General features: G+C 64.8%; 32 protein-coding genes. 12 read left to right on the plus strand and 20 right to left on the minus strand.

Going from position 1 to position 24,401, the window contains the following annotated elements:
* Window positions 1-149 precede the first annotated feature (149 nt).
* The 3 genes from ACXAJT_RS03955 to ACXAJT_RS03965 all read right to left on the minus strand — a co-directional run bounded on the left by ACXAJT_RS03955 (window position 150) and on the right by ACXAJT_RS03965 (window position 2,528).
* Window positions 150-1,487, minus strand: a complete 1,338-nt coding sequence (locus ACXAJT_RS03955; RefSeq protein WP_475233200.1) for an MATE family efflux transporter — start codon at window positions 1,485-1,487, stop codon at window positions 150-152.
* 82 nt (window positions 1,488-1,569) lie between these two features.
* Window positions 1,570-2,079, minus strand: coding sequence for a PaaI family thioesterase (locus tag ACXAJT_RS03960; protein WP_475233201.1), 510 nt, complete (start codon window positions 2,077-2,079; stop codon window positions 1,570-1,572).
* Window positions 2,076-2,528: a PaaI family thioesterase gene (locus ACXAJT_RS03965; RefSeq protein WP_475233202.1), complete on the minus strand. Its 453-nt coding sequence runs from the start codon at window positions 2,526-2,528 to the stop codon at window positions 2,076-2,078. The genes ACXAJT_RS03960 and ACXAJT_RS03965 overlap by 4 nt, the downstream gene beginning before the upstream one ends.
* 135 nt (window positions 2,529-2,663) lie before the next feature.
* Here ACXAJT_RS03965 and ACXAJT_RS03970 point away from each other — a divergent pair, with 135 nt between their 5' ends.
* The 7 genes from ACXAJT_RS03970 to ACXAJT_RS04000 all read left to right on the plus strand — a co-directional run bounded on the left by ACXAJT_RS03970 (window position 2,664) and on the right by ACXAJT_RS04000 (window position 6,273).
* On the plus strand, window positions 2,664-3,035 hold the full coding sequence (locus ACXAJT_RS03970) for a MerR family transcriptional regulator (protein WP_475233203.1): 372 nt from the start codon (window positions 2,664-2,666) through the stop codon (window positions 3,033-3,035).
* A 258-nt stretch (window positions 3,036-3,293) separates the two neighbouring features.
* Window positions 3,294-3,695 carry a MerR family transcriptional regulator gene (locus ACXAJT_RS03975; RefSeq protein ID WP_475233204.1) on the plus strand — a complete coding sequence of 134 codons (402 nt, stop codon included), beginning with the start codon at window positions 3,294-3,296 and terminating at the stop codon, window positions 3,693-3,695.
* Window positions 3,696-3,779: 84 nt separating this feature from the next.
* Window positions 3,780-4,031 (plus strand): hypothetical protein, encoded by a 252-nt coding sequence (locus tag ACXAJT_RS03980; protein WP_475233205.1) that lies wholly within the window; start codon window positions 3,780-3,782, stop codon window positions 4,029-4,031.
* Window positions 3,997-4,260: a hypothetical protein gene (locus ACXAJT_RS03985; protein ID WP_475233206.1), complete on the plus strand. Its 264-nt coding sequence runs from the start codon at window positions 3,997-3,999 to the stop codon at window positions 4,258-4,260. Before ACXAJT_RS03980 ends, ACXAJT_RS03985 begins: the two co-directional genes overlap by 35 nt.
* A 284-nt stretch (window positions 4,261-4,544) precedes the next feature.
* Window positions 4,545-4,973, plus strand: a complete 429-nt coding sequence (locus ACXAJT_RS03990) for a hypothetical protein (RefSeq protein WP_475233207.1) — start codon at window positions 4,545-4,547, stop codon at window positions 4,971-4,973.
* A 51-nt stretch (window positions 4,974-5,024) separates the two neighbouring features.
* Window positions 5,025-5,237, plus strand: coding sequence for a hypothetical protein (locus ACXAJT_RS03995; RefSeq protein WP_066101780.1), 213 nt, complete (start codon window positions 5,025-5,027; stop codon window positions 5,235-5,237).
* A gap of 397 nt (window positions 5,238-5,634) precedes the next feature.
* Complete coding sequence (locus ACXAJT_RS04000) at window positions 5,635-6,273, plus strand: glutathione S-transferase family protein (RefSeq protein ID WP_475233208.1); 639 nt, start codon at window positions 5,635-5,637, stop codon at window positions 6,271-6,273.
* 247 nt (window positions 6,274-6,520) lie between these two features.
* On the opposite strand, the gene ACXAJT_RS04005 is transcribed toward ACXAJT_RS04000, so the two are convergent.
* From ACXAJT_RS04005 to ccrA, 3 genes are all read right to left on the minus strand, one after another.
* Complete coding sequence (locus ACXAJT_RS04005) at window positions 6,521-7,456, minus strand: DUF2182 domain-containing protein (RefSeq protein ID WP_475233209.1); 936 nt, start codon at window positions 7,454-7,456, stop codon at window positions 6,521-6,523.
* Between the two features lie 44 nt (window positions 7,457-7,500).
* Window positions 7,501-8,139 carry a DUF1326 domain-containing protein gene (locus ACXAJT_RS04010; RefSeq protein WP_475233210.1) on the minus strand — a complete coding sequence of 213 codons (639 nt, stop codon included), beginning with the start codon at window positions 8,137-8,139 and terminating at the stop codon, window positions 7,501-7,503.
* Between the two features lie 219 nt (window positions 8,140-8,358).
* Complete coding sequence (gene ccrA / locus ACXAJT_RS04015) at window positions 8,359-9,642, minus strand: crotonyl-CoA carboxylase/reductase (RefSeq protein WP_475233211.1); 1,284 nt, start codon at window positions 9,640-9,642, stop codon at window positions 8,359-8,361.
* 336 nt (window positions 9,643-9,978) lie between these two features.
* Here ccrA and ACXAJT_RS04020 point away from each other — a divergent pair, with 336 nt between their 5' ends.
* From ACXAJT_RS04020 to deoD, 3 genes are all read left to right on the plus strand, one after another.
* Window positions 9,979-11,955, plus strand: a complete 1,977-nt coding sequence (locus ACXAJT_RS04020; RefSeq protein ID WP_475233212.1) for a methylmalonyl-CoA mutase family protein — start codon at window positions 9,979-9,981, stop codon at window positions 11,953-11,955.
* Window positions 11,956-12,115: 160 nt separating this feature from the next.
* Entirely contained in the window at window positions 12,116-12,427 is a 312-nt protein-coding gene (locus tag ACXAJT_RS04025) for an H-NS histone family protein (RefSeq protein WP_475233213.1), read from the plus strand.
* Window positions 12,427-13,233 carry a purine-nucleoside phosphorylase gene (gene deoD / locus ACXAJT_RS04030; RefSeq protein WP_475233214.1) on the plus strand — a complete coding sequence of 269 codons (807 nt, stop codon included), beginning with the start codon at window positions 12,427-12,429 and terminating at the stop codon, window positions 13,231-13,233. The genes ACXAJT_RS04025 and deoD overlap by 1 nt, the downstream gene beginning before the upstream one ends.
* On the opposite strand, the gene ACXAJT_RS04035 is transcribed toward deoD, so the two are convergent.
* The 14 genes from ACXAJT_RS04035 to ACXAJT_RS04100 form a co-directional block, all read right to left on the minus strand.
* Window positions 13,178-14,053 (minus strand): urea carboxylase-associated family protein, encoded by an 876-nt coding sequence (locus tag ACXAJT_RS04035; RefSeq protein WP_475233215.1) that lies wholly within the window; start codon window positions 14,051-14,053, stop codon window positions 13,178-13,180. The two genes, deoD and ACXAJT_RS04035, sit on opposite strands and share 56 nt — an antisense overlap.
* A 327-nt stretch (window positions 14,054-14,380) precedes the next feature.
* Complete coding sequence (locus ACXAJT_RS04040; protein ID WP_475233216.1) at window positions 14,381-14,683, minus strand: hypothetical protein; 303 nt, start codon at window positions 14,681-14,683, stop codon at window positions 14,381-14,383.
* Window positions 14,653-15,144, minus strand: a complete 492-nt coding sequence (locus ACXAJT_RS04045) for a hypothetical protein (RefSeq protein WP_475233218.1) — start codon at window positions 15,142-15,144, stop codon at window positions 14,653-14,655. The genes ACXAJT_RS04040 and ACXAJT_RS04045 overlap by 31 nt, the downstream gene beginning before the upstream one ends.
* Before the next feature lie 153 nt (window positions 15,145-15,297).
* Window positions 15,298-15,495, minus strand: coding sequence for a hypothetical protein (locus ACXAJT_RS04050; protein ID WP_475233219.1), 198 nt, complete (start codon window positions 15,493-15,495; stop codon window positions 15,298-15,300).
* An 81-nt stretch (window positions 15,496-15,576) separates the two neighbouring features.
* A complete protein-coding gene (locus ACXAJT_RS04055) occupies window positions 15,577-15,738 on the minus strand; it encodes a hypothetical protein (protein ID WP_475233220.1) in 162 nt (53 codons plus the stop codon).
* A gap of 187 nt (window positions 15,739-15,925) precedes the next feature.
* Window positions 15,926-16,705, minus strand: a complete 780-nt coding sequence (locus tag ACXAJT_RS04060) for a succinate dehydrogenase iron-sulfur subunit (protein ID WP_475233221.1) — start codon at window positions 16,703-16,705, stop codon at window positions 15,926-15,928.
* 9 nt (window positions 16,706-16,714) lie between these two features.
* The gene (locus ACXAJT_RS04065; protein ID WP_475233222.1) at window positions 16,715-17,023 is read right to left on the minus strand and encodes a hypothetical protein; all 309 of its coding nucleotides are present in this window, start codon (window positions 17,021-17,023) and stop codon (window positions 16,715-16,717) included.
* A complete protein-coding gene (gene sdhA, locus ACXAJT_RS04070; RefSeq protein ID WP_475233223.1) occupies window positions 17,023-18,825 on the minus strand; it encodes a succinate dehydrogenase flavoprotein subunit in 1,803 nt (600 codons plus the stop codon). Before sdhA ends, ACXAJT_RS04065 begins: the two co-directional genes overlap by 1 nt.
* Before the next feature lie 15 nt (window positions 18,826-18,840).
* Window positions 18,841-19,212, minus strand: a complete 372-nt coding sequence (gene sdhD / locus ACXAJT_RS04075) for a succinate dehydrogenase, hydrophobic membrane anchor protein (RefSeq protein WP_475233224.1) — start codon at window positions 19,210-19,212, stop codon at window positions 18,841-18,843.
* Window positions 19,213-19,226: 14 nt separating this feature from the next.
* On the minus strand, window positions 19,227-19,622 hold the full coding sequence (sdhC, locus tag ACXAJT_RS04080; protein ID WP_475233225.1) for a succinate dehydrogenase, cytochrome b556 subunit: 396 nt from the start codon (window positions 19,620-19,622) through the stop codon (window positions 19,227-19,229).
* Between the two features lie 267 nt (window positions 19,623-19,889).
* The gene (locus ACXAJT_RS04085) at window positions 19,890-20,921 is read right to left on the minus strand and encodes a MaoC family dehydratase (RefSeq protein ID WP_475233226.1); all 1,032 of its coding nucleotides are present in this window, start codon (window positions 20,919-20,921) and stop codon (window positions 19,890-19,892) included.
* Complete coding sequence (locus tag ACXAJT_RS04090) at window positions 20,921-21,124, minus strand: DUF1737 domain-containing protein (protein ID WP_475233227.1); 204 nt, start codon at window positions 21,122-21,124, stop codon at window positions 20,921-20,923. The genes ACXAJT_RS04085 and ACXAJT_RS04090 overlap by 1 nt, the downstream gene beginning before the upstream one ends.
* A gap of 18 nt (window positions 21,125-21,142) precedes the next feature.
* Window positions 21,143-21,688 (minus strand): NnrU family protein, encoded by a 546-nt coding sequence (locus ACXAJT_RS04095; protein WP_475233228.1) that lies wholly within the window; start codon window positions 21,686-21,688, stop codon window positions 21,143-21,145.
* Window positions 21,689-21,726: 38 nt separating this feature from the next.
* A complete protein-coding gene (locus tag ACXAJT_RS04100) occupies window positions 21,727-22,578 on the minus strand; it encodes an HpcH/HpaI aldolase/citrate lyase family protein (protein WP_475233229.1) in 852 nt (283 codons plus the stop codon).
* Between the two features lie 317 nt (window positions 22,579-22,895).
* On the opposite strand from ACXAJT_RS04100, the gene ACXAJT_RS04105 reads away from it, so the two are divergent.
* Together ACXAJT_RS04105 and osmF are read left to right on the plus strand one after the other, a co-directional pair.
* The gene (locus ACXAJT_RS04105; RefSeq protein WP_475233230.1) at window positions 22,896-23,243 is read left to right on the plus strand and encodes a hypothetical protein; all 348 of its coding nucleotides are present in this window, start codon (window positions 22,896-22,898) and stop codon (window positions 23,241-23,243) included.
* Window positions 23,244-23,361: 118 nt separating this feature from the next.
* Entirely contained in the window at window positions 23,362-24,288 is a 927-nt protein-coding gene (gene osmF / locus ACXAJT_RS04110) for a glycine betaine ABC transporter substrate-binding protein OsmF (protein ID WP_475233231.1), read from the plus strand.
* The last annotated feature ends 113 nt before the right edge of the window (window positions 24,289-24,401 follow it).

Below are 24,401 nucleotides of genomic sequence, written 5' to 3' on the forward strand. Positions count from 1 at the left end.
GCTCTCCACCGGCGGTGCGCCCCTTGGTTGCCGCCGGATATGCGTATTTGAAAAAGAGAAGAAGCGGCTGAAACTCGCGCCCTTCTTCTCTTTGAAAATACGCAGGGGGTGAGGCGCGCAGCGCCGAGGGGGCATCGCCCCCTGCCCTTCTAGCCGCCGCTTGCCACGCCGCGCTCCAGCGCCGGGTAGCGCAGCGCCAGCGTCAGCCCGCGTGCGAGGAAGGAGATCTGGAACGCCAGCCAGAGCCCGTGATTGCCCAAGGGGCCGACGCAGAGCAGCAGCGCCGCCGCGTAGATCAGCGTCGAGACCGCCATCATATTGCGCATGTCTCCGGCGCGCGTTGCGCCTATGAAGATGCCATCGAACATGAAGGCCATGATCTGCAGCACCGGCGTTGCCACCATCCACGGCAGGAAGGCCAGCGCCGCGTTGCGCACCTGCGGATCGACGCTCATCAGGTGCACCAGCGCCGGCCCGCCGAGCCAGAACAGCAGCGACAGCGCCACCGCTATGAGGCTGCACCAGATCGCCGCCAGTTGCGCGCCGCGTCGCAGCCGCGCCAGATCGCGCGCCCCGACCGCCTGCCCGACCAGCGCCTCGGCGGCGAAGGCGAAGCCGTCGAGCGCATAGGTGGTGATCAGTAGGAACTGCATCAGCACCTGATTGGCCGCCAGAGTCACGTCGCCGAAGCGCGCCCCGACCAGCATGAAGGACACCATGATGCCCTGCAGCATCAGCGAGCGCAGCAGGATGTCGCCGTTGAGCGCCGCCATGTGCCGCAGCCGCGCCGGATTAAAGACCCGCTCCCGGTTGCGCCAGCCCGCGCCCAGAAAGCCGTCGCGGCACAGCCAGATGCCGAGGCAAAGCCCGGACCATTCCGCCGCGAAGGTGGCGATGGCCACGCCTTCGACTCCCATGTGGGCCCAGAGCACAAGCGCCACGTCGAGCACCACGTTGACCAGGTTCATGCCCAACTGCAGCAGCAGCACCGCGCGGGTGCGCTCCTGCGCGATCAGCCAGCCGGTCAGCCCGTAGATCGCCACCGCCGCCGGCGCCGACCAGATGCGGATCTGCATGTAGCTGGCCGCCATCGCCTCGACCTCCGCCGACGCCGGTGAGAGCGCGAAGGCGCCGCGGAAGATCAGCCCCTGCAACGCGATCAGCAAAACGCCCCCCGCGAGGCCGATCAGCAGCGAACGGGCGAGCAGTGCCGAGACCTCGCAGGCGTCGTTCTCGCCCCGCGCCTGCGCCGTCAGCCCCACGGTGCCCATGCGCAGAAAGCCGAACACCCAGTAGACCGACGACAGCACCACCGCGCCCACGGCGACGGCGGCGATCGGTTCGGGCTGCGGAATCTGTCCGACCACGGCGGTGTCGACCGCACCGAGGATCGGCACGGTGATGTTCGACAGCAGGATCGGCACGGCGATCTGCAGCACGCGGGAATGGCTCAGCGGGGGCGCCTTGGGCGGGGCATCTGCGATCATGATGGCGGTTCGCTAGCACCTGCGCGCGGCGGGCGGAAGGGGCGCTTATGTGACGCGGCCCGGAGGCCGCTTGGCGCGCGCGTCAGCCCTCGTCCCACGGCATCAGGAAATGCCCCACGGCCTGCACGATGGGCCGGTCGCGGTTGTCCTGCCAGGCCTCGGCATGCACCGAGGCGTAGCGCCGCCCCGAGCGGGTGACGCGGGCACGCGCGTAGGCATCGCGCGGCAGGCCGGGGCGCAGGTAGTCGGTGGTGAAATCGATGGTCTTGGGCAGCCGCGGCAACCGTCCCTGCTCGAGATCGGCAAGGTCCAGCCGCCCCGACTCGACATCGTCCCAGAGGCTCATCCAGCTTAGCGTGATGATCGAGGTCACCTCGAGAAAGGCCGAGGTCACACCGCCGTGCAGCGCCGGCAGGTCGGGGTTGCCGATGAGCTTCTCGTCGTAGTTCAGCACGCCGGTCAACTCGTCGCCGCGGCGGTCGAAAGTGATGCCAAGGAAATTCACGTAAGGCACGCCGCCGGCAAGCGCGCGCAGCGCGGTGTCGCGGCGTTGCTTGACCACCTGTACGGGTTCGGGACGCGGGCGGCTCATGCCGGGTCCTCGCGCAGCTGCGGCACGGTGAACGTGCCGGTGGCCATGGCGACGGGGTTGTCGGCGTCCTCGTCCAGCGCCAGCGCCCGCACGAAAGCGACGGACCGGGTGACATGGTGGCACTCTGCGCGGGCGGTGATCCCCTGCCCCGGCGTTGCCGCGCGCAGATAGTCGATGCGCAGGCTGATCGTCGCGGTCGCCCCGGCAACCAGCGGATGCGCCATGACCGCGGCACCGCCGCAGGTATCCATCAGCGTGGAGACCGCACCGCCGTGGATCACCCCGGTTTCGGGATCGCCGACGAGCTGCGGATGGAACGGCATGTGGATCTCGGCCCGGCCATCGCCGAGCGCGGCAATGCGCAGCCCCAGCGCCCGCGCCTGCGGCAGACGCTGGATCAGCGCCTCCGAGTGGGCCAGCCCGGCGTCCGGGTCATGCTTTGCGGACATGCGAATTCCTTTCCGTCTGGCATCTTTATGCGGCGGTGTGCCGCCCATCGCAAGCCGCGCTTGCCTTGGCACGCCGCGGCTGCCATTGCCCTTGCCGCAGTGCCGCATTACCTTTCCGGTACGTCAGGAGGACCCATGAGCGAGACACGTCTCAGCTTCAAGGAAATGTGCGCGCGCTTCGAAGTGACGCCACGAACCTTGCGCTATTACGAATATATCGAATTGCTCAGCCCCGAGCGGGAAGGCCGCTCGCGCTGGTACGGCGCGCGCGAGATCGCGCGGATGACGCTGATCCTGCGCGGCCGGAAGTTCGGCTTCCAGCTTGAGGAGATCCGGCAGTGGCTGCAGATGTATGAGCGCGAGGGCACCGAGGCGCAGATGCGTCTCTGGGTGGAGATGGCCGACCGGCAGTTAACCCAGCTTACAGAACAGCGCACACAGCTTGACGAGGCCATCGACGAGCTCAAAGCGCTTCGGGATCTGACCGCCCGTGAACTCGGCGAATGACACGAATCACCTAAGTCCGGCGATCTGAACCGCTTTGGCTGTTTCGTCAAAAGACACATTCCGGGCTTCGCATGGCTGAATCGCACCGCAACCAGAGAAAGAAAGTTCCCGCTCTGGTCGCGTGACCTGTAACGAAGTTACGTAAATCGCGAAATGACGCGGCGTCCCGGTCTCAAAAGGATAGGGGGCAGTTGTAGGATTGTCATGAAAGGCGCAGGTCCCGGTCATCTTGACGCGAAGTGAGGTAGAAGACCTGACATGAGTGACGACCAACAACATATGACCATCCGCGAGATGTGCGACCTCTTCGAGGTGACCCCGCGGACCCTGCGTTTCTACGAGCAGAAGGAACTGCTCTTCCCCATCCGTGAGGGACAGAAACGCCTGTTCACCCGGCGCGACCGCGCCCGGCTCAAGCTGATCCTGCGCGGCAAGCGCTTTGGCTTCAGCCTTGAGGAAATTCGCCAGCTTCTGGAGCTCTATGACAAGGGCGACCAGCAGCGCACGCAGATCGCGCGCAGCTACGAGATCGGGCAGGAACGTCTTGCCGATATGATCCGCCAGCGCGATGATCTGTCGATGGCGATCGAGGAACTGAAAGAGCAGCTCGCTTGGGGAGAGCGGATGCTCGGGGAGAGCGAACAGCGCAAGGCCGGCTGATCCGGCACCGGATCACGGCAGGCCTTGGCGGACGGGAGGAGGAGACCCGATGCCAGGCACAAATCTAGGCAAAGATCGGGCGCAATGCCCGCCTATACCGCCCCGGTCGCGGATCTGCTGTTCGTCCTGTGTGACGTGCTTCAGATCCACCGGGGCGTTTTAGCATCCGGCGCCGCCGAAAAGGCTGGCCCGGACCGCGAGACCTGTTCCGCGATCCTCAGCGAGGCGGCGCGCCTTGGCGAGACCTTGCGGGCCCCGTTCAACCGCTGCGGCGACACCCAGGGCTGCAGGCGCCGGCGCGGTGCGCTGCCCCGAAGGTTTTGCCGGTGCCTTTGACGAGGTGCCGGGCGGGGGCTGGTACGGGCTCGACTGCGCCGCCGAGCATGGCGGGCAAGCCCTGTCGCACACGCTGCACAGCGCGGCGGGCGAGATCTTCTCGGCGGCGAACATGGCGTTTCACATCCACATCGGGCTGACCCGTGGCGCCGATAGCGCCATTGCCGCGCTGCGCAGCAGGCGCTCCATCTGCCCAAGCTGGCCGATTGCCGCTGGACCGGCACGATAAACCTGACCGAACCGCAGTGTGGCACCGATCTGGGCCTCATGCGCAGCCACGCAGAGCCCGCGCCCCGCGACTGCGGCGCTACCGGCTGACAGGAGAGAGATCTACATCTCCGCCGGCGATCACGACCTGGCCGAGAACATGGTGCATCTGGTGCTCGCCGGCCTGCCTGATCCGCCGCGGGGTGAAGGGGCTGTCGCTGTTCATTGTGCCGAAATTTCTGCCCGACGGCAGCGGCGCGCCCGCGGCCCGCAACGCCGTCACTCCCGGCACGGATCGCGGCCAAGATGGGCCTGCACGGCACCGCCACCTGCGAGATGCGCTATGACGGCGCCGAGGCGGAACTGCTGGGCGCGCCGCATGGCGGGCTGGCGGCGATCTACACCATGATGAACCAAGAGCGCATCAGCGTCGGGCTGCAGGGCTATGCGCAGGCCGACCGCGCGCTTCAGGCGGCGCTGGCCTCCGCCCGGGAGCGACAGCAGGGCCGCGCCATCCCCCGCCCCGCCTGCCCCGAGGCAGCCCCCGCCCCCATCCTCGAGCATCCCGACGTGCGCCGTCTGTTGCGCGACCAGCGGGGGTCGCTCAGGGCGCGCAGGCGCGCGGCAGGAGGCCACTACATGTCCCGCCACCTGCCGATGACCGCGCTGCATCTGGCGCGGATCGACGCCGGCGCCGTTGCCGCATTGCCGCTGGACGCCGCGGCCCCGGAGTGAAACGCTGGAGACTGAGCAGCCAAGGACAAGACCCGGAAAGGACCCTGCACGATGCCAAAACGCTTCCGCCTCACCCGCCGCGTGCCGCTCGCGATGACCGAGGACGGCTATCGCGGATTGCGCAGCTTCGCCGCGGCCGCGGGGCTCGACGAGGGCGAGGCGCTGTCGTTCCTGTTTGAGAACTTCGACAGCGTCACCGACAGCGAAGTGCTGGCGCACCGGCTGCGGCTGTTCAATTCAGAGCTGGAGGCGCGCAAGCGATGACCCTGTGGTCCGCCTTGTGGGCAAGACCCGCCCGCGCCGCCTGCGGTCCGCGAGGCACCGGGGGTTTCACACCCCCGGACCCCCGTGGGATATTTGCGTCTAGACGAAGCACAGGATCCGCACATCGGGTCCGCGGCTGCCGGGACTGCAGTCGGTCCACCCCGCCGCGCTGCGCGCCCGCGCCGAAACGCGGCGGCAGCGCGGCGAGGCTTCGCCTAGAGCGGCCATCGGCTTCCCAGCCTGTACCGCCCCTGCAGCTTGCCGCACCAAGAGTTAAGAAATCCTTGGACAGCGCGAGGCGCGGGCCTTCGTCTAGAGATAAATATCCCGCGGGGGTGCGGGGGCGCGAAGCCCCCGCTCCGTCCCTCTCCAGAAAACCGACAGGAAGACCAAACGCATGACCCTCAAGCTCTACTGTTTCGGCGAATCCGGAAATGCCTACAAGGCGGCGCTGCCGCTGGAACTTTCCGGTCTCGACTGGACGCCGGTGAAAGTGGATTTCTTCGCCGGCGAGACCCGAGGCGATGCCTACCGCAGCGAGGTCAACGAGATGGGTGAGGCACCGGTGCTGGTCGACGGCGACGTGAAGCTCAGCCAATCGGGCGTGATCCAGAGCTACATCACCGAAAAGACCGGGCGGTTTGGCGGCGCCACGCCCGAAGAGGCGCGCGAAGTGCTGCGCTGGCAATTCTGGGACAACCACAAGCTTAGCAGTCAGGCCGGGATGACGCGCTTTTTGATGAACTTCCTGCCCCCGGAGAAACGCCCGGCGGAGGTGATCGCCTTCATGCAGGGGCGGCTCAGGGCCGCCTATCAGGTGCTGGACACGCATCTCGAGGGGCGCGAATGGATCGTCGGGGACACCCCCACCCACGCGGATTTCAGCTGCTGCGGGTATCTGTTCTACCCCGAGCCCTTTGGCTTCGCCCGCAGCGACTGGCCACAAATCGACCGATGGCTCGGCGGAATCGAGGCCTTGCCGGGCTGGAAGCCCCCCTATGATCTCATGCCCGGCTCGCCCGCAGACAGGGCCTGACGCCGCCGCGGCACGACGCCCGACAGGAAGGAGGCGCCATGACCGAGGCCTCAATCTACGACGCCATCCGCAGCCCGCGCGGGCGCGGACGGACGGGCTGTTTTCGTGGCTCGACGTGCTGGGCGCGCCCTAAGCCGCCGCACGCGCGCGTCAACTGGCAGAGCGCCACGGCCCACACTTTGCCCGACCGACGCTGCTGGCGGAGATGGCCAAGACCGGCAAGCGCTTCCACCCCGGCTGAGCGCCGCTAGAGCAGACCGGCGAGGATTGCACCGCCCCAGAGGATCAGCAGCGCCCCCGCGCCTTTACTGACCAGATCGCCGCGCGGCAGGTATTTCTCTGCCGCGACCCAGAGCGCCAACCCGACGATCCAGTAAAGGTTCATGATCCCGCCGACGAAGAGCAGCGCCATCAGGAACCAGCAGCAGCCCAAACAATAGGTGCCATGTTCGATCCCCATGCGCAGCGCCCCCACCGTGCCGGGGCGGCGATGGGTGGTCAGGAACTCCGCCGGGGCGCGGCAATGGCGCAGGCAGCTTTGCTTGAGCGGGGTGAACTGGAAGATCCCGGCGGCGAGCAGCACCAGCGCGCCTGCGGTGCTGCCGGTGAGGGTCATCATCGAAACCGCGCCGAGTGCCTCCAGCCCCCATTGCGCCAGCGCCGCGAGCGCGCTGAACAGCGCCCAGATCAGCAGGTATCCGGCAGTGAAGGCGGCGGCCTTGCGTGGCACCCTCTGCGCCGCCGCACCCCGGCGCCCCAGCGCCGCGTAGAGCAGCACCACGGGTGCCACGCTGGGCAGCATCATGGCGATCATCATCACCCACCACATGAGGAAGACAAGCAGCGCATAGCCTGCGGACCAATTTCCCGCCGCGCCCATGTCCATGATGCCATCCATCCCGTTCATCGCGGGAGAGGCTGCACCGCCCTCCAACGCCCCCGGCAGGTCGGGCATATCCCGGGTCGACGGCATGTCACCCGGCGCGGCCGTGCCGCCGGGCATGACGGGCGCGGCGGGCATCTCTTCCATGCCGCGCATCCCGGTCATCTCTATGGCGCTCATCTCCATGCCGACGCCAAAGAGCGTGTAGAGCCCCGATAGCACGAAAAGCGCCACCAAAAGCAGCAGCACAATAGCGCGGTCGCGCCGCAGCAGGCGCTCCGCTAATCCGGTTTCGGTCATCCTTCCGGGCCTTTCGCAGGACCTGTCATCAAGACGCGCGGCGTTCAGGCGGCTTCAAGCACGCCCTGCCCGGTCATATGGATCTCGACCATATGCACATGGCTGTCGTTGGTCTTGTGGAGCTTGATCTCGCCGCTGGTCTTGGTTGTCCCCTTACCGACTTCGGCGACGCGGAACTCAAAACCATGCGGCAGATTGATACGCGCCCGGTGTTCGGCGCCGGTCACCGGATTGACGAGCGGTCCGGCCTCGGTCTCGAAGACGCCCGGCACGGAAACGGACCCTTTGCGCGCCTCCATGTCCAGCGTCATGGATATCGGCTTCACCAGCGTCTCGAGCTTATGCGGCGACATCGCCGAGAACACCCACCACATAGTGGCCATCTCTTCGGTATCCTCGCCGGTCATGATCTTGTAAAGCGCCTCGCGCTGCTCCGGGCTCGCCGCTTCGTCGACGATGATCTGCATCTTGCCCTCGCCCTCGTGGATCGGGCCGGGCCATTGCACCACCAGCGCCGCCTTGGTGCCTGCAAGATCGACATCGCCGTAATGGCCCCTGTCGAAGGCAAAGGCGGCAATCGCTTCGCAATTGCCATGGGTCGGCAGGGCCATGAACTGACACGGACACCCGGTGGCGCAATTGCAATTGGCCAACTCCACACCGTGAATTTCCCAAGGGGTCATGCTTTCCTCCTCCAAATTCTATGTGATGAATGCGTTGGGAAACGGAAAAGACATAAAAATACATGCTTAGCCTAGCATATTTCTCGGCGCTCTCCGACCGCGCCGCGCCTTGCTGACACAAAAAGGGACAGCGCGCCCGCACTGTCCCTTCTTCTCTTTCAAAATACGCCGGGGGTGAGGCCGAAGGCCGAGGGGGCAGCGCCCCCTCCCCGTGCCCGATCAGGCGCCGGTCAGCGCCTCTTCGAAAGTGCGCAGCCCGGTGCGCGGCGCCTGCACCAGCACCGCCATATTGCCCGGCTTGTGCTCGTTGCGCAGCATCTTCATATGCGCCGCCGGGATTTCCTCCCAGCCGAAGACTTCCGACATGCAGGGGTCGACCCGCCGCTCGATCATCAGCTTGTTGGCCGCCGAGGCCTGCTTGAGATGGGCAAAATGCGAGCCCTGCAGGCGCTTTTGGTGCATCCACATGTAGCGCACGTCGAAGGTGCAGTTGAAGCCGGAGGTGCCGGCGCAGATCACCACCATGCCGCCCTTCTTGCACACCAGCGCCGAGACCGGGAAGGTCGCCTCGCCGGGGTGTTCGAACACCATGTCGACGCTGACGCCCTTGCCGGTGATCTCCCAGATCGCCTTGCCGAACTTGCGCGCTTCCTTGAGCCACTCGTTGTACTCGGGCGTGTTCACCGTCGGCAGCTGGCCCCAGCACTTGAAGTCGCGCCGGTTGATGACGCCCTTGGCGCCCATGGACATGACGAACTCGCGCTTGTCCTCGTCCGAGATCACCCCGATGGCATTGGCGCCCGCGGTGTTGATCAGCTGGATCGCGTAGGAGCCAAGCCCGCCCGACGCGCCCCAGACCAGCACGTTCTGGCCGGGCTTAAGCTCATGCGGGTGGTGGCCGAAGAGCATGCGATAGGCGGTGGCCAGCGTCAGCGTGTAGCAGGCGCTTTCTTCCCATGTCAGGTGTTTGGGCCGCGGCATCAGCTGCTGCGCCTGAACACGGGTGAACTGCGCGAAGCTGCCGTCGTGGGTTTCATAGCCCCAGATGCGCTGGCTGGGCGAGAACATCGGATCGCCGCCGTTGCACTCTTCGTCGTCGCCATCGTCCTGATTGCAGTGGATGACCACCTCGTCGCCGACCTTCCAGCGGGTCACCTTGTCGCCGACCTTCCAGACGATCCCCGAGGCATCCGATCCGGCGATATGATAGGGCTGCTTGTGACCGTCGAACGGGCTGATCGGCACGCCGAGACCGGCCCAGACGCCATTATAGTTGACGCCCGCCGCCATCACGAGAACCAGCACCTCGCCGCTGTCGATCTCCCACGTGTCGACCACTTCCTTCTGGAACGACTGGTCGGGCTCGCCGTGACGCTCGCGGCGGATCGCCCAAGCGTACATCTGCTTCGGCACATGGCCGAGAGGCGGCATCTCGCCGATCTCGTAAAGGTCCTTCTCCGGCGCGTCATAGGGCGCGATCTCGGTCTTGCTGTCCAGCGCCATCATGGCCTCCTTCCTCGCTCCAGCCTGCCCCGCGCTGCATCGCAGAATCGCGGGCCTCTGCTCACCGGGATACAGATCAGCGCGCAACTTTGCAACTTCAGTTAGTCTCTTTGGGTAATTTTATGTCTCTCTGAATTTGAGCGTTTCGCACCTTTCCCGCGCAAAACGCCATATATTCTTGCCACCGCGCCGCAGAGCCGGGTCAGACCGCGTGCTGCGTTGCGACGCAGCGTCCGCGCCGCGACGCAGCGAATTGACGTGATATTTTATTTCTCATATTCAATTCATCGCGCAACAAGATTGCCATACGGATTCGCGCCGCCATGGGAGGACGACATGACCGACACTGAAAGCCGCCGCCAGCCCGATCGGCCTTGGCTGATCCGCACCTACGCCGGGCATTCCACCGCCGAAGCGTCGAACGCGCTCTATCGGTCGAACCTCGCACGCGGTCAGACAGGCCTTTCGGTGGCCTTCGACCTGCCCACCCAGACCGGCTACGACAGCGATCATGTGCTGGCGCGCGGCGAAGTGGGAAAGGTCGGCGTGCCGGTCAGCCACCTTGGCGACATGCGCGCGCTGTTTGACCAGATCCCGCTCGAACAGATGAACACCTCGATGACGATCAACGCCACCGCGCCGTGGCTTCTGTCGCTTTATATCGCGGTGGCCGAGGAACAGGGCGCGGATATCTCGAAACTGCAGGGCACCGTGCAGAACGATCTGATCAAGGAATACCTCAGCCGCGGCACCTATATTTGCCCGCCGAAACCGTCGCTGAAGATGATCGGGGACGTGGCCGAGTACTGCTATACCCATGTGCCCAAGTGGAACCCGATGAACGTGTGTTCCTACCACCTGCAGGAAGCCGGGGCGACGCCCGAACAGGAACTGGCCTTTGCGCTGGCCACCGCCTGCGCGGTGCTCGATGAATTGCGCCCCCGCGTTGCGCCCGAGGATTTCCCGGCGCTCTGCGGCCGCATCAGCTTTTTCGTGAACGCGGGCATCCGTTTCGTCACCGAGATGTGCAAGATGCGGGCCTTTGTCGATCTTTGGGACGAGATCCTGCTCGAGCGCTACGGCGTGGAAGACCCCAAGTTCCGGCGCTTCCGCTACGGCGTGCAGGTGAACTCGCTGGGCCTGACCGAACAGCAGCCCGAGAACAACGTCTACCGCATTCTTCTTGAGATGCTGGCGGTGACGCTCTCGAAGAAGGCCCGCGCCCGCGCCGTGCAACTGCCCGCGTGGAACGAGGCGCTTGGCCTGCCCCGCCCGTGGGATCAGCAGTGGTCGATGCGCATGCAGCAGATCCTCGCGTATGAAACCGATCTGCTGGAGTTCGACGACCTCTTTGACGGCAACCCGGCAGTCGACCGCAAGGTCGCGGCCCTGAAGGATGGCGCGCGGGCCGAACTGGCGAATATCGGCTCGATGGGCGGCGCCATCGGCGCGATCGACTATATGAAGTCGCGTCTGGTGGACTCCAATGCCGACCGTCTGGGCCGGATCGAGCGCAATGAAACCGTCGTCGTCGGCGTCAACCGCTGGACCGAGGGCGAGCCGTCGCCGCTGATGGGAGAGGATGGCGGCATCATGGTGGTCGACCCGGCGGTGGAAGCGCAGCAGATCGCCCGGCTGACCGACTGGCGTGCGGCGCGCGATGCCGCCACCGTCGAGCGGGCGCTGTCGGACCTGCGCCGCGCCGCTGCGGCGGGCGACAACGTCATGCCCGCCTCAATCGCCTGCGCCAAGGCCGGGGTCACCACCGGTGAATGGGCCGAGCAGATGCGCGCTGTCCACGGTGAATTCCGCGGCCCCACCGGCGTCGCCAAGGGCGTGTCGAACCGGACCGAAGGGCTCGAAGATATTCGCGCTGCTGTGGATGCAGTGAGCGACCGGCTGGGGCGGCGGCTGCGCTTTCTCGTCGGCAAGCCCGGTCTCGACGGGCATTCGAACGGCGCCGAGCAGATCGCCTTCCGCGCGCGCGACTGCGGAATGGAAATCGACTACGAAGGAATTCGCCTCACACCAGAGCAGATTGTCGAGCACGCGCGCAATGGCGCGCATGTGGTTGGGCTCTCAATTCTTTCGGGCAGTCACATTCCGTTGATCGAAGAAATGGTGAAAAGGATGCGTGAAGAAGGTATGGGACATATTCCAATTGTCGTCGGAGGGATCATTCCCGACGAGGACGCGCGCCGCCTGACCGACCTTGGCGTGGCCCGCGTGTACACCCCTAAAGACTTCGAGCTAAACGAGATCATGAAAGATATCGTCGCGTTAGCAGACCAAAAGCGTGTTGCTGCGGAATAACGGTTCCACTATCCGAACTCGTGCAAGATCAATCAGCTGTTCATCTGAAAGATGAGCAGTTGATTGCCTGTTTCCAAAAAATATTCAATTGACACAAAGCTAAGACTTGCAGAAATGCTCCGGCTGCCAAATTTTATAGGCACTGAAAACGGAGACGAACGTGAATATTGACCTTGATACCCTGTCAAAAGACGAGTTGAAGCAGCTTAAGGCGGATGTTGAAAAGGCTCTGGTAACGATTGATGCGCGCCGCAAGGCAGAAGCAAAACGTGCCGCAGAGCAAGTCGCCAAAGAATTCGGATACTCGCTGGATGAAATCATCGCAGCCGGCGGCACCAAGGGCTCCAAGGGCGCCCCGAAATACGCCAATCCGGCAGACCCGGCCCAGACATGGACCGGCCGTGGACGCAAACCCAACTGGGTGATCGAAGCGCTTGATGAGGGCAAAACGCTCGAAGATCTCGCACTCTGATGACCGTCCATATCGGAGCAAAGCCCGGCGACATCGCCGAGACCGTCCTGATGCCCGGAGATCCGCTGCGCGCCGAATGGGTCGCGCAGACGTTTCTCGAGAACGCGGAATGCGTCAATCGGGTGCGGGGCATGTACGGCTATACCGGGACTTGGAAAGGTCACCGGGTCAGCGTGCACGGCTCCGGCATGGGCATGCCCAGCCTGTCCATCTACGCCAACGAACTGATCCGGGACTACGGGGCGAAAACCCTGATCCGCATCGGCTCGTGCGGTGCGATGCAGGAAAAGGTCGCGCTGCGTGACGTTATCCTTGCGATGAGCGCCAGCAGCCTGTCCACCCCGTCCCGCGGCATCTTCCGCGAGCTGAACTTCGCGCCCTGCGCAGACTACGGTCTGCTGCGCGCCGCCGCGGACGCGGCAGAGCGCATGGGCGCGACCACGCATGTCGGCAACATCTATTCTGCCGATGTGTTCTACGACGAACGCCCCGATCTCAACGAGATCATGACCCGTCACGGGATTCTGGGCGTCGAGATGGAGGCGGCCGAGCTTTACAACCTCGCTGCCCGACATGGCGTGCGCGCGCTGGCAGTGCTCACCGTGTCGGACCACCTGATGACGCACGAGGCGCTGCCGGCAGAAGACCGGCAAAGCTCCTTTGCAGAGATGGTCGAGGTCGCGCTGCACGCGGCGTTCGACTCAGACAGCGGGCGGGGCAGAAGCCCTGCCCGGTCCCCCCTTGATGTCCTTACAGACCGTGGCTGCCGTCGTAGCCGTTCCGCGCGGGCGGCTGCCAGCCCTTGAGCGCGCCTTCAGGGGCGGCGAGGATCTCCACCTCCAGCGGCGAGCAGAGCGCGGTATCGGAGCTATGCTCGGCGCCGCAGTCGCCGCCCGGGCAGGCGCTGATCGCGCCCAGAAGGTCGATCTCGGCGAAGAAGGTCAGCGTGTCGCCGGGGCGGACGGGGCTGGCCTTCATGAAATACTGCCCGGTATCGCGGGTGAAGCCGGTGCACATGAAGACGTTCAGCACGTCATGCACGTGGCGCGCCGCCTCGTCCACCGGCATGCCGGTCTCTGCCGCCAGCGCGCGTGTCAGGTTCGAGTGGCAGCAATGGTGGTACTGACCGCCGCTCAGAAGGTGATGCGTATGGGGGTCGCAGCGCGTGCCGATCACGTCGTGCACCGATCCGCCGAAAGCATCAATGCCGTACCAATCGAGGCTGTCCTGCACGATCGTCGCCATCGGGCGCAGGTACGGAAAACACGACCACATACGTTCCCCGGTGGTCAGATGCGTGCCATGCAGCGCTCGCGTCTTGCCTGAATAGAACCGCTCCGAGAGGTCCTCTGCGTTCCAAAGATCGAGGTCCCCCACCTGCGGCGCGCCAACACAGCGCACCCGAAAGAAACCGCCCGCCGGGACGCGAAAACTGCAGGCCTCGCGCGGCGCGGCAATCACGGTCTCGACGACTTCGGCCTGCGCCAGCGCTTGACCGTAGAGCGCCATGTCAGGCACCGGCAGCGTGTCGGTGGGGTAGCAAATCACCGGCGGGACCGCGCGGCGCGCTTCGGCATCCGCGGGGGCGGTTTGCGGGCTGGGCGTGTGCTTGGGGGGTGTCATCATTGGCGCTCTCCTTTGCGCCAGATGGCCCGCTTGCGGCGCGCAGCGCAAGCCCTCACGCCATGCCGGATCACCCTTTGGCCATGCCCTCGGTGTCGCCCCTGCACACTCGCTGCACGAGGTAGATGGCGTAAGACACATCCCCCAACAAAGCCCACCCACCCCGGTGCTCGCAAGCGTCCGGCGCCCTCCAAGGCCGCCAGACCCGCGACGGACACGGCAGCCGATGCGCCGAAAAGCACCGTTTGCACGCCGGACGGAAACGCGACCACGGAAAGGGCATCTGTAAGCTCAACAGCCAAAAGCCATTCACGCCGAGCCCAGTCGCAGTCAAGGCCGGCGCAGGGCCAATTCGGCGCCCCTCCGGCGCGCGAACAGGCCGAGGGAAAACAGCAGGGTGTAAGGCGAACGCAGCGTATCGAAGGGACAGCCAAGCGCGCCAAACGGCATCGCGATCAAGATTGTGCCTTGCCGTGGCAGGCATACGATCGAGCCGAGACCCGGGAAAAACAGCACCCGCGCGAAAGCGGCGAAGAAAAGAAACCCATGCGCCAGAGACCACGCTTGCCCGAGCAGAAGTGGCAGGCCATCCGGCGATGGGATCAGGAAAAAGCGACAGGAGAAACCGGCCAAGCGCCAATGCCTCGCCGCCGCCCGGCACCATTGGCGCGACAAGAACGCCCCAAACCCACAAATTTATAGGAAAAATGCGCAGGCCGCGGTTTTACAAGAATGCGCCTGCCAGCGGCGGGCGTGCCGATGTCTTGGCGGTGCACGATATAGCCGATGAAACCGCTGAGCACGAAAGATGCGTCGCTGCCTGCATATCCCATATCGAAAATCGGGCTGAGGGTTTGCCGCTGCAAATCTCTTTGCCTCAGGTAAAATGCGAGCGCGTGAAACACCACCACGGCGATGGCCGCAAGCGGCCGGCACGCCTGCAAAGAAGAGAACACCGCGTGCGTCGGGTATTGGTCGACACCGCGAAGGTGCGGCGGCGCATTGGAAAAACTCGCATACACCCCAGATTGTTTTGCCGCTTTGTGCCCGGCAAAGCATCTTTTCCGGGGGTCTTTCAGGAGCGCCGCAAACATCAGGGCGATAGCAACCTGTAAGTTGAAATTAAATGACCGCGTAAAGGCCCCTTACCGCATCATGCAAGGATGCGGCCCCTTGGGGCACCGCGGCTTCCGTGTGCGCGGCGTTGACCATGTGCACGGGTTTGCAGACCTTATTCTCAGCCTGCATCATTCTTTTGGGCGAAAACAGTGATCGGGCACCTGCCCGCGTGCGCCGCTGGTGGTTGCGCCGCATTGCACGCAGATCCACTGGCTTTCCGCCTCGCCCCGGCGTTCCCGCCAGCGGCACTTCCGCGTGTCCCCGTGCCGGTAATTGAAGACCAGCAGGATGATCACCGCAATAACGAAGAGCCCCGCGAAAATCATCGGGGGCTCGGTCCGTTGTGCTTCAGGGAATGCCGCGCGCTCATGCCGAAACAGCTAGTGCAGTAGGCAGAAGCTGGCCAGTCAGGCCGCCTGATAATAATCCAGCGTGCCCAGATCACCGGTCACGTCCTTCTGGGCCTTATGCACCAGAGCGGGTTCGGGCTGATAGTAGGCGAAGGCCTGCTCGAGCGCTTCGAGGGCTTCACGGGCGGCGGTGTCGGTCTTTGCAGCAGTCGCGGTCATTGCGTCCATCCTTGATCTCACGATCTCCCCCCGTCTGACCTTCTAGATAGGGCTTTCTGCGCTGCAGCACATCCGACGATCCTGCATGCGCGCGTTGCGCTCACTGCAAGCGTACGGAACGTCACCCAGCCACGAAAAACGCCGCCCCAAGAAGGAGCGGCGTTTCTTGCATCGTCGATCGCGTCAATCAGACGTGGCGGTTGAGCATCATCTTCTTGATCTCGGAGATCGCCTTGGCCGGGTTCAGACCCTTCGGGCAGGTCTTGGCGCAGTTCATGATGGTGTGGCAACGATACAGCTTGAACGGATCCTCAAGCTCGTCGAGACGCTCGCCGGTGGCTTCGTCGCGGCTGTCGATGATCCAGCGGTAGGCGTGCAGCAGCGCCGCCGGGCCGAGGTAGCGGTCGGAGTTCCACCAGTAGCTCGGGCAGGCGGTCGAGCACGAGGCGCACATCACGCACTCATAAAGACCGTCGAGCTTCTTGCGGTCCTCGATGGACTGCCTCCACTCTTTCTGCGGACGGTTGGTCTTGGTTTCCAGCCACGGCATGATCGACGCGTGCTGCGCGTAGAAATGCGTCAGGTCGGGGATCAGGTCCTTGACCACCGGCATATGCGGCAGCGGATAGATCTTCACTTCGCCCTTCACCTCGTCGAGGCCGTAGATACAGGCAAGCGTGTTGATCCCGTCGATGTTCATCGCGCAGGACCCGCAGATGCCTTCACGGCAAGACCGGCGGAAGGTCAGCGTGGGGTCGATCTCGTTCTTGATCTTGATCAGCGCGTCCAGGACCATGGGACCGCATTTGTCCATGTCGAGGAAATAGGTGTCGACCCGCGGGTTCTCACCGTCGTCGGGGCTCCAGCGGTAGATCTTGAACGCCCGCACGTTGGTCGCGCCCTCGGGCTTCGGCCAGGTCTTGCCGGTGCGGATCTTAGAATTCTTGGGAAGTGTGAATTGAACCATGTCTCTCTCCTATCGGACGAGGGCCGGCAGCCCCTCGGCTGCCAAGCAGGTCAGGGTCTCGGGCTTCGAGACGATGTCGGAAACGACCTCAACGGTGCTCGCCGTGGGCCCTGTCACGCTGTCGGCGGCCAGCGCATAGATCTGCGTGGACGACGCATTGTCGATCACGCAGTCCAGCGCCGGTTCCACCGGCACGCCGGGGTACCTGTCAGCCACAACGCGCGAGACCGTGGATTTCGCGGCTTGCCGCGCAATCTGGTCCTGCGTCTGGGCCGAACAGGCCGCCAGCAAAACGACAAGGCCGAGGGCAGCCCGCATCAGAACGTCCGTGCCTTCGGCGCGATCTTCTTCAACGCGATGCCGCCCTGCTCTTCGTTGGTGAGCGGGTCGATGACCACCGGGCGATAGGTCAGATCGACCTTGTTGCCCTCGACGCGGCTGATCGTGTGCACGCGCCAGTTTTCGTCGTCACGCTCGGCGAAGTCCTCGTGCGCGTGAGCGCCGCGGCTCTCGTGGCGCGCTTCGGCGCCGTAGATCGTCGCGATGGCGTTCGGCATGAGGTTGGTCAGCTCGAGGCTTTCCATCAGGTCCGAGTTCCAGACCAGCGAGCGGTCGGTGACCTTGATGTCGCCCAGCTTGCCGGCGATCTCGGTCATCTTTTCCTTGCCGTCCTTCAGCGTCTCGGAGGCGCGGAACACCGCGGCGTCAGCCTGCATGGTGCGCTGCATCTCGAGGCGCAGCTCGGCGGTCGGGATCGCGCCCGACGCGTTGCGCACGGTGTCGAACCGGTCGAAGGCCTTGTCGATCTGCGATTTCGGCGCGGTCGGCACGGCGCCTTCACGGTCGACCACCTCGCCGGCGCGGATCGCGGCGGCACGGCCAAAGACCACGAGGTCGATCAGCGAGTTCGAGCCGAGGCGGTTCGCCCCGTGCACCGAGGCGCAGCCCGCCTCGCCCACGGCCATCAGGCCCGGCACGACGGCGTTGGGATCCTCGGCGGTCGGGTTCAGCACCTCGCCCCAGTAGTTGGTGGGAATGCCGCCCATGTTGTAGTGCACGGTCGGCAGAACCGGGATCGGCTCCTTGGTCACGTCCACGCCGGCAAAGATGCGCGCGCTCTCGGAGATGCCCGGCAGACGCTCGGCGAGCGCCTCTTTGGGCAGGTGCGAGAGGTTGAGGTGGATGTGGTCGCCATGCTCGCCCACGCCGCGGCCTTCGCGGATTTCCATGGTCATGCAGCGCGAGACGTAGTCACGGGGCGCGAGGTCTTTATACTGGGGCGCGTAGCGCTCCATGAACCGCTCGCCGTCCTTGTTGGTCAGATAGCCGCCTTCACCGCGGGCACCCTCGGTGATCAGGCAGCCCGAGCCGTAGATGCCGGTCGGGTGGAACTGCACGAACTCCATGTCCTGCAGCGCGAGGCCCGCACGGGCCACCATGCCGCCGCCGTCGCCGGTGCAGGTGTGCGCCGAGGTGGCCGAGAAGTAGGCACGGCCATACCCGCCAGTGGCGAGCACCACGGTCTTGGCGTTGAACACGTGGAAGGTGCCGTCATCGAGCTTCCAGCACAGCACGCCCTTGCAGACGCCGTCTTCCATCAGCAGGTCGATGGCGAAATACTCGATGTAGAACTCGGCGTTGTTCTTCAGCGACTGGCCATAGAGCGTGTGCAGGATGGCGTGGCCGGTGCGGTCTGCCGCGGCGCAGGTGCGCTGCACGGGCGGGCCTTCGCCGAACTCGGTGGTGTGACCACCGAAGGGGCGCTGATAGATCTTGCCTTCCTCGGTCCGCGAGAACGGCACGCCGTAGTGCTCGAGCTCGTAGACGGCGGCGGGCGCCGAACGGGCGAGGTATTCCATGGCGTCGGTGTCGCCGAGCCAGTCGGAGCCCTTCACCGTGTCGTACATGTGCCACTGCCAGTTGTCGGGGCCCATGTTGGCCAGCGAGGCGGCGATGCCGCCCTGCGCCGCGACGGTGTGCGAGCGGGTGGGGAAGACCTTGGTCACGCAGGCGGTACGCAGGCCCTGCTCTGCCATGCCGAGGGTGGCGCGCAGACCGGCGCCGCCGGCCCCCACGACCACGACGTCATAGTCATGCGTCTCGTATTCGTATGCAGCCATCTTTCAGTCTTTCTCTCAGAGGGCGATCTTGGCGAGCGCGAACAGCCCGGCGGCGGTCAGAGCCCAGCTCAGGCCGACAACCAGCATGATCAGCAGCTTGCGCGTGGAGCCCGAGGTGTAATCCTCGAGCATGACGCGGGCGCCATTCTGAAAGTGCTGCAGGCCGACAACCAGCACGAGGCCGGTCAGGATCGCCACGAACGGGCTCTGGAAGGTCGCGAGCGCGGCCTCGTATCCAGAGCCGAGCGCGTTGCCGAAGATGAAGAGGAAGGTGGGAACCATGAAGGCGAGCGCGACGGCGCTGACGATCATGTGCCAGTGGTGTTCGGCGCCGGAGTGGGCCGAGCCCTTGCCAACGGCGCGCTTGCGGTCGGTGAGGTAACGCATGTCTGTCTCCTCCCTCAGATCCAGTAAATGATCACGGTCAGGATGGTCAGTGCCACCGAGCCGTAGATGCAGATCCAGCCGAGCTTTTCGGCGGTCGGAATGTCGAGCCCCTTGCCCGCATCGAAGATCAGGTGCCGCAGACCTGCGAGGTAGTGGTACCACATACCCCAGAGCGACAGGAACATCACGAGGTTCCCCACCCAGCTGGTGATCCACCACTCGGCGGTCGCAAAGGCCTCTGGGCCTGCGGCCAGGGCGAGCAGCCACCAGACGATGAGGAAAGTGGCGACGATCAACGCGTTGCCGGTAATGCGGGTGAGGATGGAGCTCATGGAGGTGAGCTGCGGTCTGTAATACGGCCCGATCATGAAGGGGGAGAGCGGGCGCTGGATCCGGTTCTCTTCGGCCATGGCTTGTCCTTTTCGGTTCCCTTGTGGCCGGTTTCTAGCGCCTCTTGCCCTGCTCTGTCACGCGGCTGCACAGCCCGTGGGCGTGTTTTTTCCGTCGAAACCCAAAAAATGACCAGTATATGTGATCACACCTGAAAAAGCGTGATCACATTTCCAGCGCTAACGGGAAAGATGTGCAGACTCGCCCAATTCCCAAGTATTTAACTCGGAATTCTGCGCCGCAGCGCGCCGACTCAGGCGCGCGCCGCAGCCTGCCGGTGCGTCAGTTCAGCGCGGGATCAGCGCCCAGTAGTCCAGATCCAAAAGCACCTCGGGGCGGTATTTGCCGTCATCGCCCTTCAGCACAAATGGAGGGCCACCGCGCGTCGCCACCAGCCGCAGGCGCAGGGCGCCAACGCCGGGGGCCGCAGTCTCGGCACGATCCAGAACCTCGGACCAGACCTTGATGGTATCGCCCGAAAAACAGGGGTTTGCATGCGCCCCGCCGTTCAGCCCGACGATCATCTGCGCGTTCGCCAGCCCGTTGAAGCTCAATGCCCGCGCCATGGAGATCACGTGACCGCCATAGATCAGCCGCTTGCCATCCTCGCGGACCGTGGCGTCGAAATGCACCTTCGCGGTGTTCTGCCACAGGCGCGTGGCCAGCATGTGCTCGGCCTCCTCGATGGTCACCCCATCGACATGATCGATCTGCTCGCCAACCTCGTAATCGCCCCAACGGTGCGGCTCGCCCGCCAGAGTGAAATCATACTGGGTGAAGTCGAGCCCGTCGGGGATCACCAGATCCTCGGGCGCCAGCACGGCCTTCAGATCGGGCAACACAGTGCGTGGCGCCGGTGCCTCGAGGTCTTTCTTGCGCACCATCACCCAGCGGCAATAGTCCAGCACCGTCTCGCCGCGCTGGTTGGTACCCCGGGTGCGCACCCAGACCACGCCCGACTTGCCGTTGGAGTTCTGCTTGAGCCCGATCACCTCCGACGAGGCGCGCAGGGTGTCCCCGGCATAGACCGGCATTAGCCAGCGCCCCTCGGCATAGCCGAGGTTGGCGACGGCGTTGAGCGAGACATCCGGCACGGTCTTGCCGAATACCAGATGGAACGCCGCCAGATCATCCAGCGGCGCGCTTGGCAGACCAACGCTCCGGGCAAACTCATCCGAGGAATAGAGCGCATGCCGGGCCGGGTAGAGCGCGTGATAAAGCGCCCGCTCCCCGCCCGAGACGGTGCGCGGCACGGCATGGTCGATGACCTGACCGATGCTGTAATCCTCGAAGAAGCGTCCGGGGTTGGTCTTGGCCATCACTGCGCTCCCAGTTTCATGTCCGGGGTATAGGGCGTGTTGATCTCCTTGGTGACGGCCTGCCCGCAGCGCATCACGCCATTGGCGCCGTCAAAGGCATAGGTCGGGCTGCCGTGCAGTTCCCAGCCCTTGCTCAGAGCCTCCGAAACCTTGTGGCAGAAGGCCGAGGTGTCGTCCTCGGAGAGAAAGCGATAGATTTTCATACGTGTATTCCGGAAGTTTTAACCAAAGGTGGGATAGCCAAGCCAAGTGTGGATCGCGCCGATGACAAAGAGCAGCACCACGCTGGCGGCGAGGAAGATCAGGTCTTTCTTGATCGGCCCCTTGGCAGGCGGCGTCCACTCGGGTTCGGCGCGGTTGATGGTGCTCATCTCGACCAGCGCCCAGATGCCAAGGCCGCCGAACAGCACGAAAGACGGCGTGTCGCCGTTCACCAGCAGGTGCGCGATGGTCCACAGCAAGAAGCCGGTGAGCATCGGGTGGCGCATCTTGTAGAAGATCGCGCCCTTTTTCGGCCCCGGTGAGGTGAAGTAGAGCGCCGCCAGCATCAGCAGGTTGTTGATGCCCACGGTGGCCGGGGTGCGCCCATAGAAAAAGGTGCCGTCGGCCATGCGATAGCCGAAGATCATCAGAACGATGCTCACCAGCAGCGCCAGCGCCACGGCGCCCTTGCCCTTGTCGCCCATCTTTGCCCGCGCGTCGGGCGCGACGCGCTTGAACAGATGCGCCGCCCACCAGAGCGCTACGCCGAGAATCAAAAGCAGCATGGGTGTCTCCTATTGCCGAGCCTGCCCCGACCCTGCCCTCATGCCCCCATGGCGGCAATGGCATCTGCTTTCGCCAGAACAGATTTTGCCGTGACCACGTGCAGGTTCTCGACGATCTTGCCGTCGACGACGGCAACCCCCTGCCCCTCGGCCTCGGCGGCCTTGAAGGCGGCGATCTGGCGCTGTGCCAGTTCGATCTCGCCCTCGCTGGGGGCAAAGGCGGCATTGGCGATCTCGATCTGCGCCGGGTGGATCAGCGTCTTGCCGTCGAACCCCATGTCGCGCCCCTGCGCGCATTCGCCGCGCAGGCCCTCGTCGTCCTTGAAGGCATTGTAGACCCCATCGACGATGACACAGCCCGAAGCCTTGGCCGCCAGCAGGCACAGTTGCAGGGCGGTCAGCATCGGCAGCCGGTCGGCGCGGAACCGGGCGTTGAGTTCCTTGGCCAGATCGTTGGTGCCCATCACCATGCCCACCAGACGCGGATGCGCGCCGATGGCGGCGGCGTTGAGCATACCTTTCGGCGTTTCCATCATTGCCCAGAGCGGTTTGTCGGTCAGGTTCGCCAGCGCATCGAGCTGCGCCGGGTCCTCGACCTTGGGCAGCAGCACCGCGTCGCAGTCCATCGCATCGGCGGCTTTCGCGTCAGCCTCGCCCCACTCGGTGTCGAGCCCGTTGATCCGCACGATCCGCGTGCGCGGGCCATAGCCCCCGGCGCCCAGCGCGGCGCCAAGCGTCTCGCGGGCCGACGGTTTCTCGGCGGGCGCCACCGCATCCTCAAGATCGAAGATGATCGCATCCACCGGCAGTCCGCGCGCCTTATCCAGTGCCCGCTCCTTCGAGCCGGGGATGTAAAGAACCGAGCGGTAGGGCCGAAGCGCGAGATCCATGCCGTCCTCCTTTGAGCAATAATCTTGCGCCAGTGATGCTATTATTTTCCAAAAACTGCAAGCCCAATCATGCCGCAGCGCAGAACCAAGTGAAAGCACTGCCGATTTTAACGGAGCCCTCTCACTTAACCAATACTTTGCAAAGAGCCCGCAGGCTTCGAAGCCAAGGCGCGAAGACCGCGGCTGTCTTTCAGCGCATCTGGCCCACGCATCGCTTTGCCGCGCCTGACGCGTCTGCCGTGCTGGTCTCACCCGCTGGCACGGCGCCCCGGGCGCGCCCCGCATAAGCATACCCACCTGCACAAAGGTGAACCAAGATGACTGCACATTCACGCATTGCCCGCCCCACCCTGCTCGGCGCCCTTCTTCTTGGCATACTTGGCCCAACCCTCGGCCTGACACATGCAGCGCGGGCAGAGCCGCCGCCGAGCGCCTGCGGGCCCCGCGATCAGGTGATCGCCCGTCTGGCCGAGACCTACGGAGAGAGACGGCAATCCATGGGGCTGGGCAACAACAACGCCGTGATGGAGGTCTTCGCCTCCGACACCACCGGCAGTTGGACGATCACGGTCACCTCCACGAACGGCATCACCTGCCTCGTGGCCAGCGGCCTCGCTTTTGAAACCCTGCACGAGCGCCTCGCCCCAAAGGAAAGCGACGCCTGAAGCCGCTCGTGCCGCAGCAATTTTGCCGCGCACCTTGGCCCGCCGCCTCCGCCGCCTAGTTTCTCCGCAGAACTCTGTCATACTCGACGAGACGCCACGGAAGGGAGCCGGACGCGCCATGACCACCAATGCGACCACCAAACAGTTTCTCACCGCCACCAGCCTTGCGGCGGGCCTTGCCGCCTTCGCAGGCGCCGCACAGGCCGACATCACCGTTTCCTCGAAGATCGACACCGAGGGCGGGCTGCTCGGCAACGTCATCGCGCTCGCGCTCGAGGATGCGGGCCTGCCGGTCGAACGCCGTCTGCAGCTCGGCGGCACGCAGGTCGTCCGCGAGGCGATCCTTGCCGACCAGATCGACATCTATCCCGAATACACCGGCAACGCCGCCTTCTTCTTCAACGAGGCCGACAGCGACCTTTGGAAGGATGCCGACGCGGCGCATGAACGCGCCAAGGAACTCGACGCCGAGAACGGCATCACATGGCTCAGTTCCGCGCCCGCCAACAACACTTGGGCCATCGCGCTCACCGGCCCCGTTGCCGAAGAGAATGACCTCTCGACCATGTCCGACTTCGGCACTTGGGTCGCAGAGGGCGGCGACGTGAAGCTGGCCGCCTCGACCGAGTTCGTCTCGTCCCCTGCGGTACTGCCCGCCATGCAGGAAACCTACGGCTTTGAACTGTCCGAAGATCAGACGGTGATCCTGTCGGGCGGCGACACCGCAGCAACCATCCAAGCCGCGGCGCGCGGCACCTCGGGCGTGAACGCGGCCATGGTCTACGGCACCGACGGCGGCGTCGGCGCCACCGGCCTGAAAGTGATGGAAGACGACAAGGGCGTGCAGCCGGTCTACGAACCCACGCCCATCGTCCGCGACGCCGTGCTTGAAGAGTACCCCTCGATCCCCGAAGTACTGAACCCGATCTTCGAGGGGCTCGACATGGAGACCCTGCAGGATCTCAACGGCCGCATTCAGGTCGGAGGAGAGCCCGCCGAGGCCGTGGCCCGAGACTACCTCACCCAGACCGGGGTGCTGGACTGATCCTCGGCCGCACTGCGCAGATACCGCGTGCCGGGCGGGGCCTGTCTCCGCCAGGTCTGCTGTTCGCAGGGGCGGGGCTTGCGGCTCTGGCCCTGCCCTTCCTGACCCTGCGC

The organism is Salipiger sp. ABF4_146, from assembly GCF_056161345.1.

What these genes read in the sequence shown, in the direction of transcription:
- ACXAJT_RS03955 (WP_475233200.1), bottom strand. Translation starts at nt 1,487, where the DNA reads ATGATCGCAGATGCCCCGCCCAAGGCGCCCCCGCTGAGCCATTCCCGC.
- ACXAJT_RS03960 (WP_475233201.1), bottom strand. Translation starts at nt 2,079, where the DNA reads ATGAGCCGCCCGCGTCCCGAACCCGTACAGGTGGTCAAGCAACGCCGC.
- ACXAJT_RS03965 (WP_475233202.1), bottom strand. Translation starts at nt 2,528, where the DNA reads ATGTCCGCAAAGCATGACCCGGACGCCGGGCTGGCCCACTCGGAGGCG.
- ACXAJT_RS03970 (WP_475233203.1), top strand. Translation starts at nt 2,664, where the DNA reads ATGAGCGAGACACGTCTCAGCTTCAAGGAAATGTGCGCGCGCTTCGAA.
- ACXAJT_RS03975 (WP_475233204.1), top strand. Translation starts at nt 3,294, where the DNA reads ATGAGTGACGACCAACAACATATGACCATCCGCGAGATGTGCGACCTC.
- ACXAJT_RS03980 (WP_475233205.1), top strand. Translation starts at nt 3,780, where the DNA reads ATGCCCGCCTATACCGCCCCGGTCGCGGATCTGCTGTTCGTCCTGTGT.
- ACXAJT_RS03990 (WP_475233207.1), top strand. Translation starts at nt 4,545, where the DNA reads ATGGGCCTGCACGGCACCGCCACCTGCGAGATGCGCTATGACGGCGCC.
- ACXAJT_RS03995 (WP_066101780.1), top strand. Translation starts at nt 5,025, where the DNA reads ATGCCAAAACGCTTCCGCCTCACCCGCCGCGTGCCGCTCGCGATGACC.
- ACXAJT_RS04000 (WP_475233208.1), top strand. Translation starts at nt 5,635, where the DNA reads ATGACCCTCAAGCTCTACTGTTTCGGCGAATCCGGAAATGCCTACAAG.
- ACXAJT_RS04005 (WP_475233209.1), bottom strand. Translation starts at nt 7,456, where the DNA reads ATGACCGAAACCGGATTAGCGGAGCGCCTGCTGCGGCGCGACCGCGCT.
- ACXAJT_RS04010 (WP_475233210.1), bottom strand. Translation starts at nt 8,139, where the DNA reads ATGACCCCTTGGGAAATTCACGGTGTGGAGTTGGCCAATTGCAATTGC.
- ccrA (WP_475233211.1), bottom strand. Translation starts at nt 9,642, where the DNA reads ATGGCGCTGGACAGCAAGACCGAGATCGCGCCCTATGACGCGCCGGAG.
- ACXAJT_RS04020 (WP_475233212.1), top strand. Translation starts at nt 9,979, where the DNA reads ATGACCGACACTGAAAGCCGCCGCCAGCCCGATCGGCCTTGGCTGATC.
- deoD (WP_475233214.1), top strand. Translation starts at nt 12,427, where the DNA reads ATGACCGTCCATATCGGAGCAAAGCCCGGCGACATCGCCGAGACCGTC.
- ACXAJT_RS04035 (WP_475233215.1), bottom strand. Translation starts at nt 14,053, where the DNA reads ATGATGACACCCCCCAAGCACACGCCCAGCCCGCAAACCGCCCCCGCG.
- ACXAJT_RS04045 (WP_475233218.1), bottom strand. Translation starts at nt 15,144, where the DNA reads ATGTTTGCGGCGCTCCTGAAAGACCCCCGGAAAAGATGCTTTGCCGGG.
- ACXAJT_RS04050 (WP_475233219.1), bottom strand. Translation starts at nt 15,495, where the DNA reads ATGATTTTCGCGGGGCTCTTCGTTATTGCGGTGATCATCCTGCTGGTC.
- ACXAJT_RS04055 (WP_475233220.1), bottom strand. Translation starts at nt 15,738, where the DNA reads ATGACCGCGACTGCTGCAAAGACCGACACCGCCGCCCGTGAAGCCCTC.
- ACXAJT_RS04060 (WP_475233221.1), bottom strand. Translation starts at nt 16,705, where the DNA reads ATGGTTCAATTCACACTTCCCAAGAATTCTAAGATCCGCACCGGCAAG.
- ACXAJT_RS04065 (WP_475233222.1), bottom strand. Translation starts at nt 17,023, where the DNA reads ATGCGGGCTGCCCTCGGCCTTGTCGTTTTGCTGGCGGCCTGTTCGGCC.
- sdhA (WP_475233223.1), bottom strand. Translation starts at nt 18,825, where the DNA reads ATGGCTGCATACGAATACGAGACGCATGACTATGACGTCGTGGTCGTG.
- sdhD (WP_475233224.1), bottom strand. Translation starts at nt 19,212, where the DNA reads ATGCGTTACCTCACCGACCGCAAGCGCGCCGTTGGCAAGGGCTCGGCC.
- sdhC (WP_475233225.1), bottom strand. Translation starts at nt 19,622, where the DNA reads ATGGCCGAAGAGAACCGGATCCAGCGCCCGCTCTCCCCCTTCATGATC.
- ACXAJT_RS04085 (WP_475233226.1), bottom strand. Translation starts at nt 20,921, where the DNA reads ATGGCCAAGACCAACCCCGGACGCTTCTTCGAGGATTACAGCATCGGT.
- ACXAJT_RS04090 (WP_475233227.1), bottom strand. Translation starts at nt 21,124, where the DNA reads ATGAAAATCTATCGCTTTCTCTCCGAGGACGACACCTCGGCCTTCTGC.
- ACXAJT_RS04095 (WP_475233228.1), bottom strand. Translation starts at nt 21,688, where the DNA reads ATGCTGCTTTTGATTCTCGGCGTAGCGCTCTGGTGGGCGGCGCATCTG.
- ACXAJT_RS04100 (WP_475233229.1), bottom strand. Translation starts at nt 22,578, where the DNA reads ATGGATCTCGCGCTTCGGCCCTACCGCTCGGTTCTTTACATCCCCGGC.
- ACXAJT_RS04105 (WP_475233230.1), top strand. Translation starts at nt 22,896, where the DNA reads ATGACTGCACATTCACGCATTGCCCGCCCCACCCTGCTCGGCGCCCTT.
- osmF (WP_475233231.1), top strand. Translation starts at nt 23,362, where the DNA reads ATGACCACCAATGCGACCACCAAACAGTTTCTCACCGCCACCAGCCTT.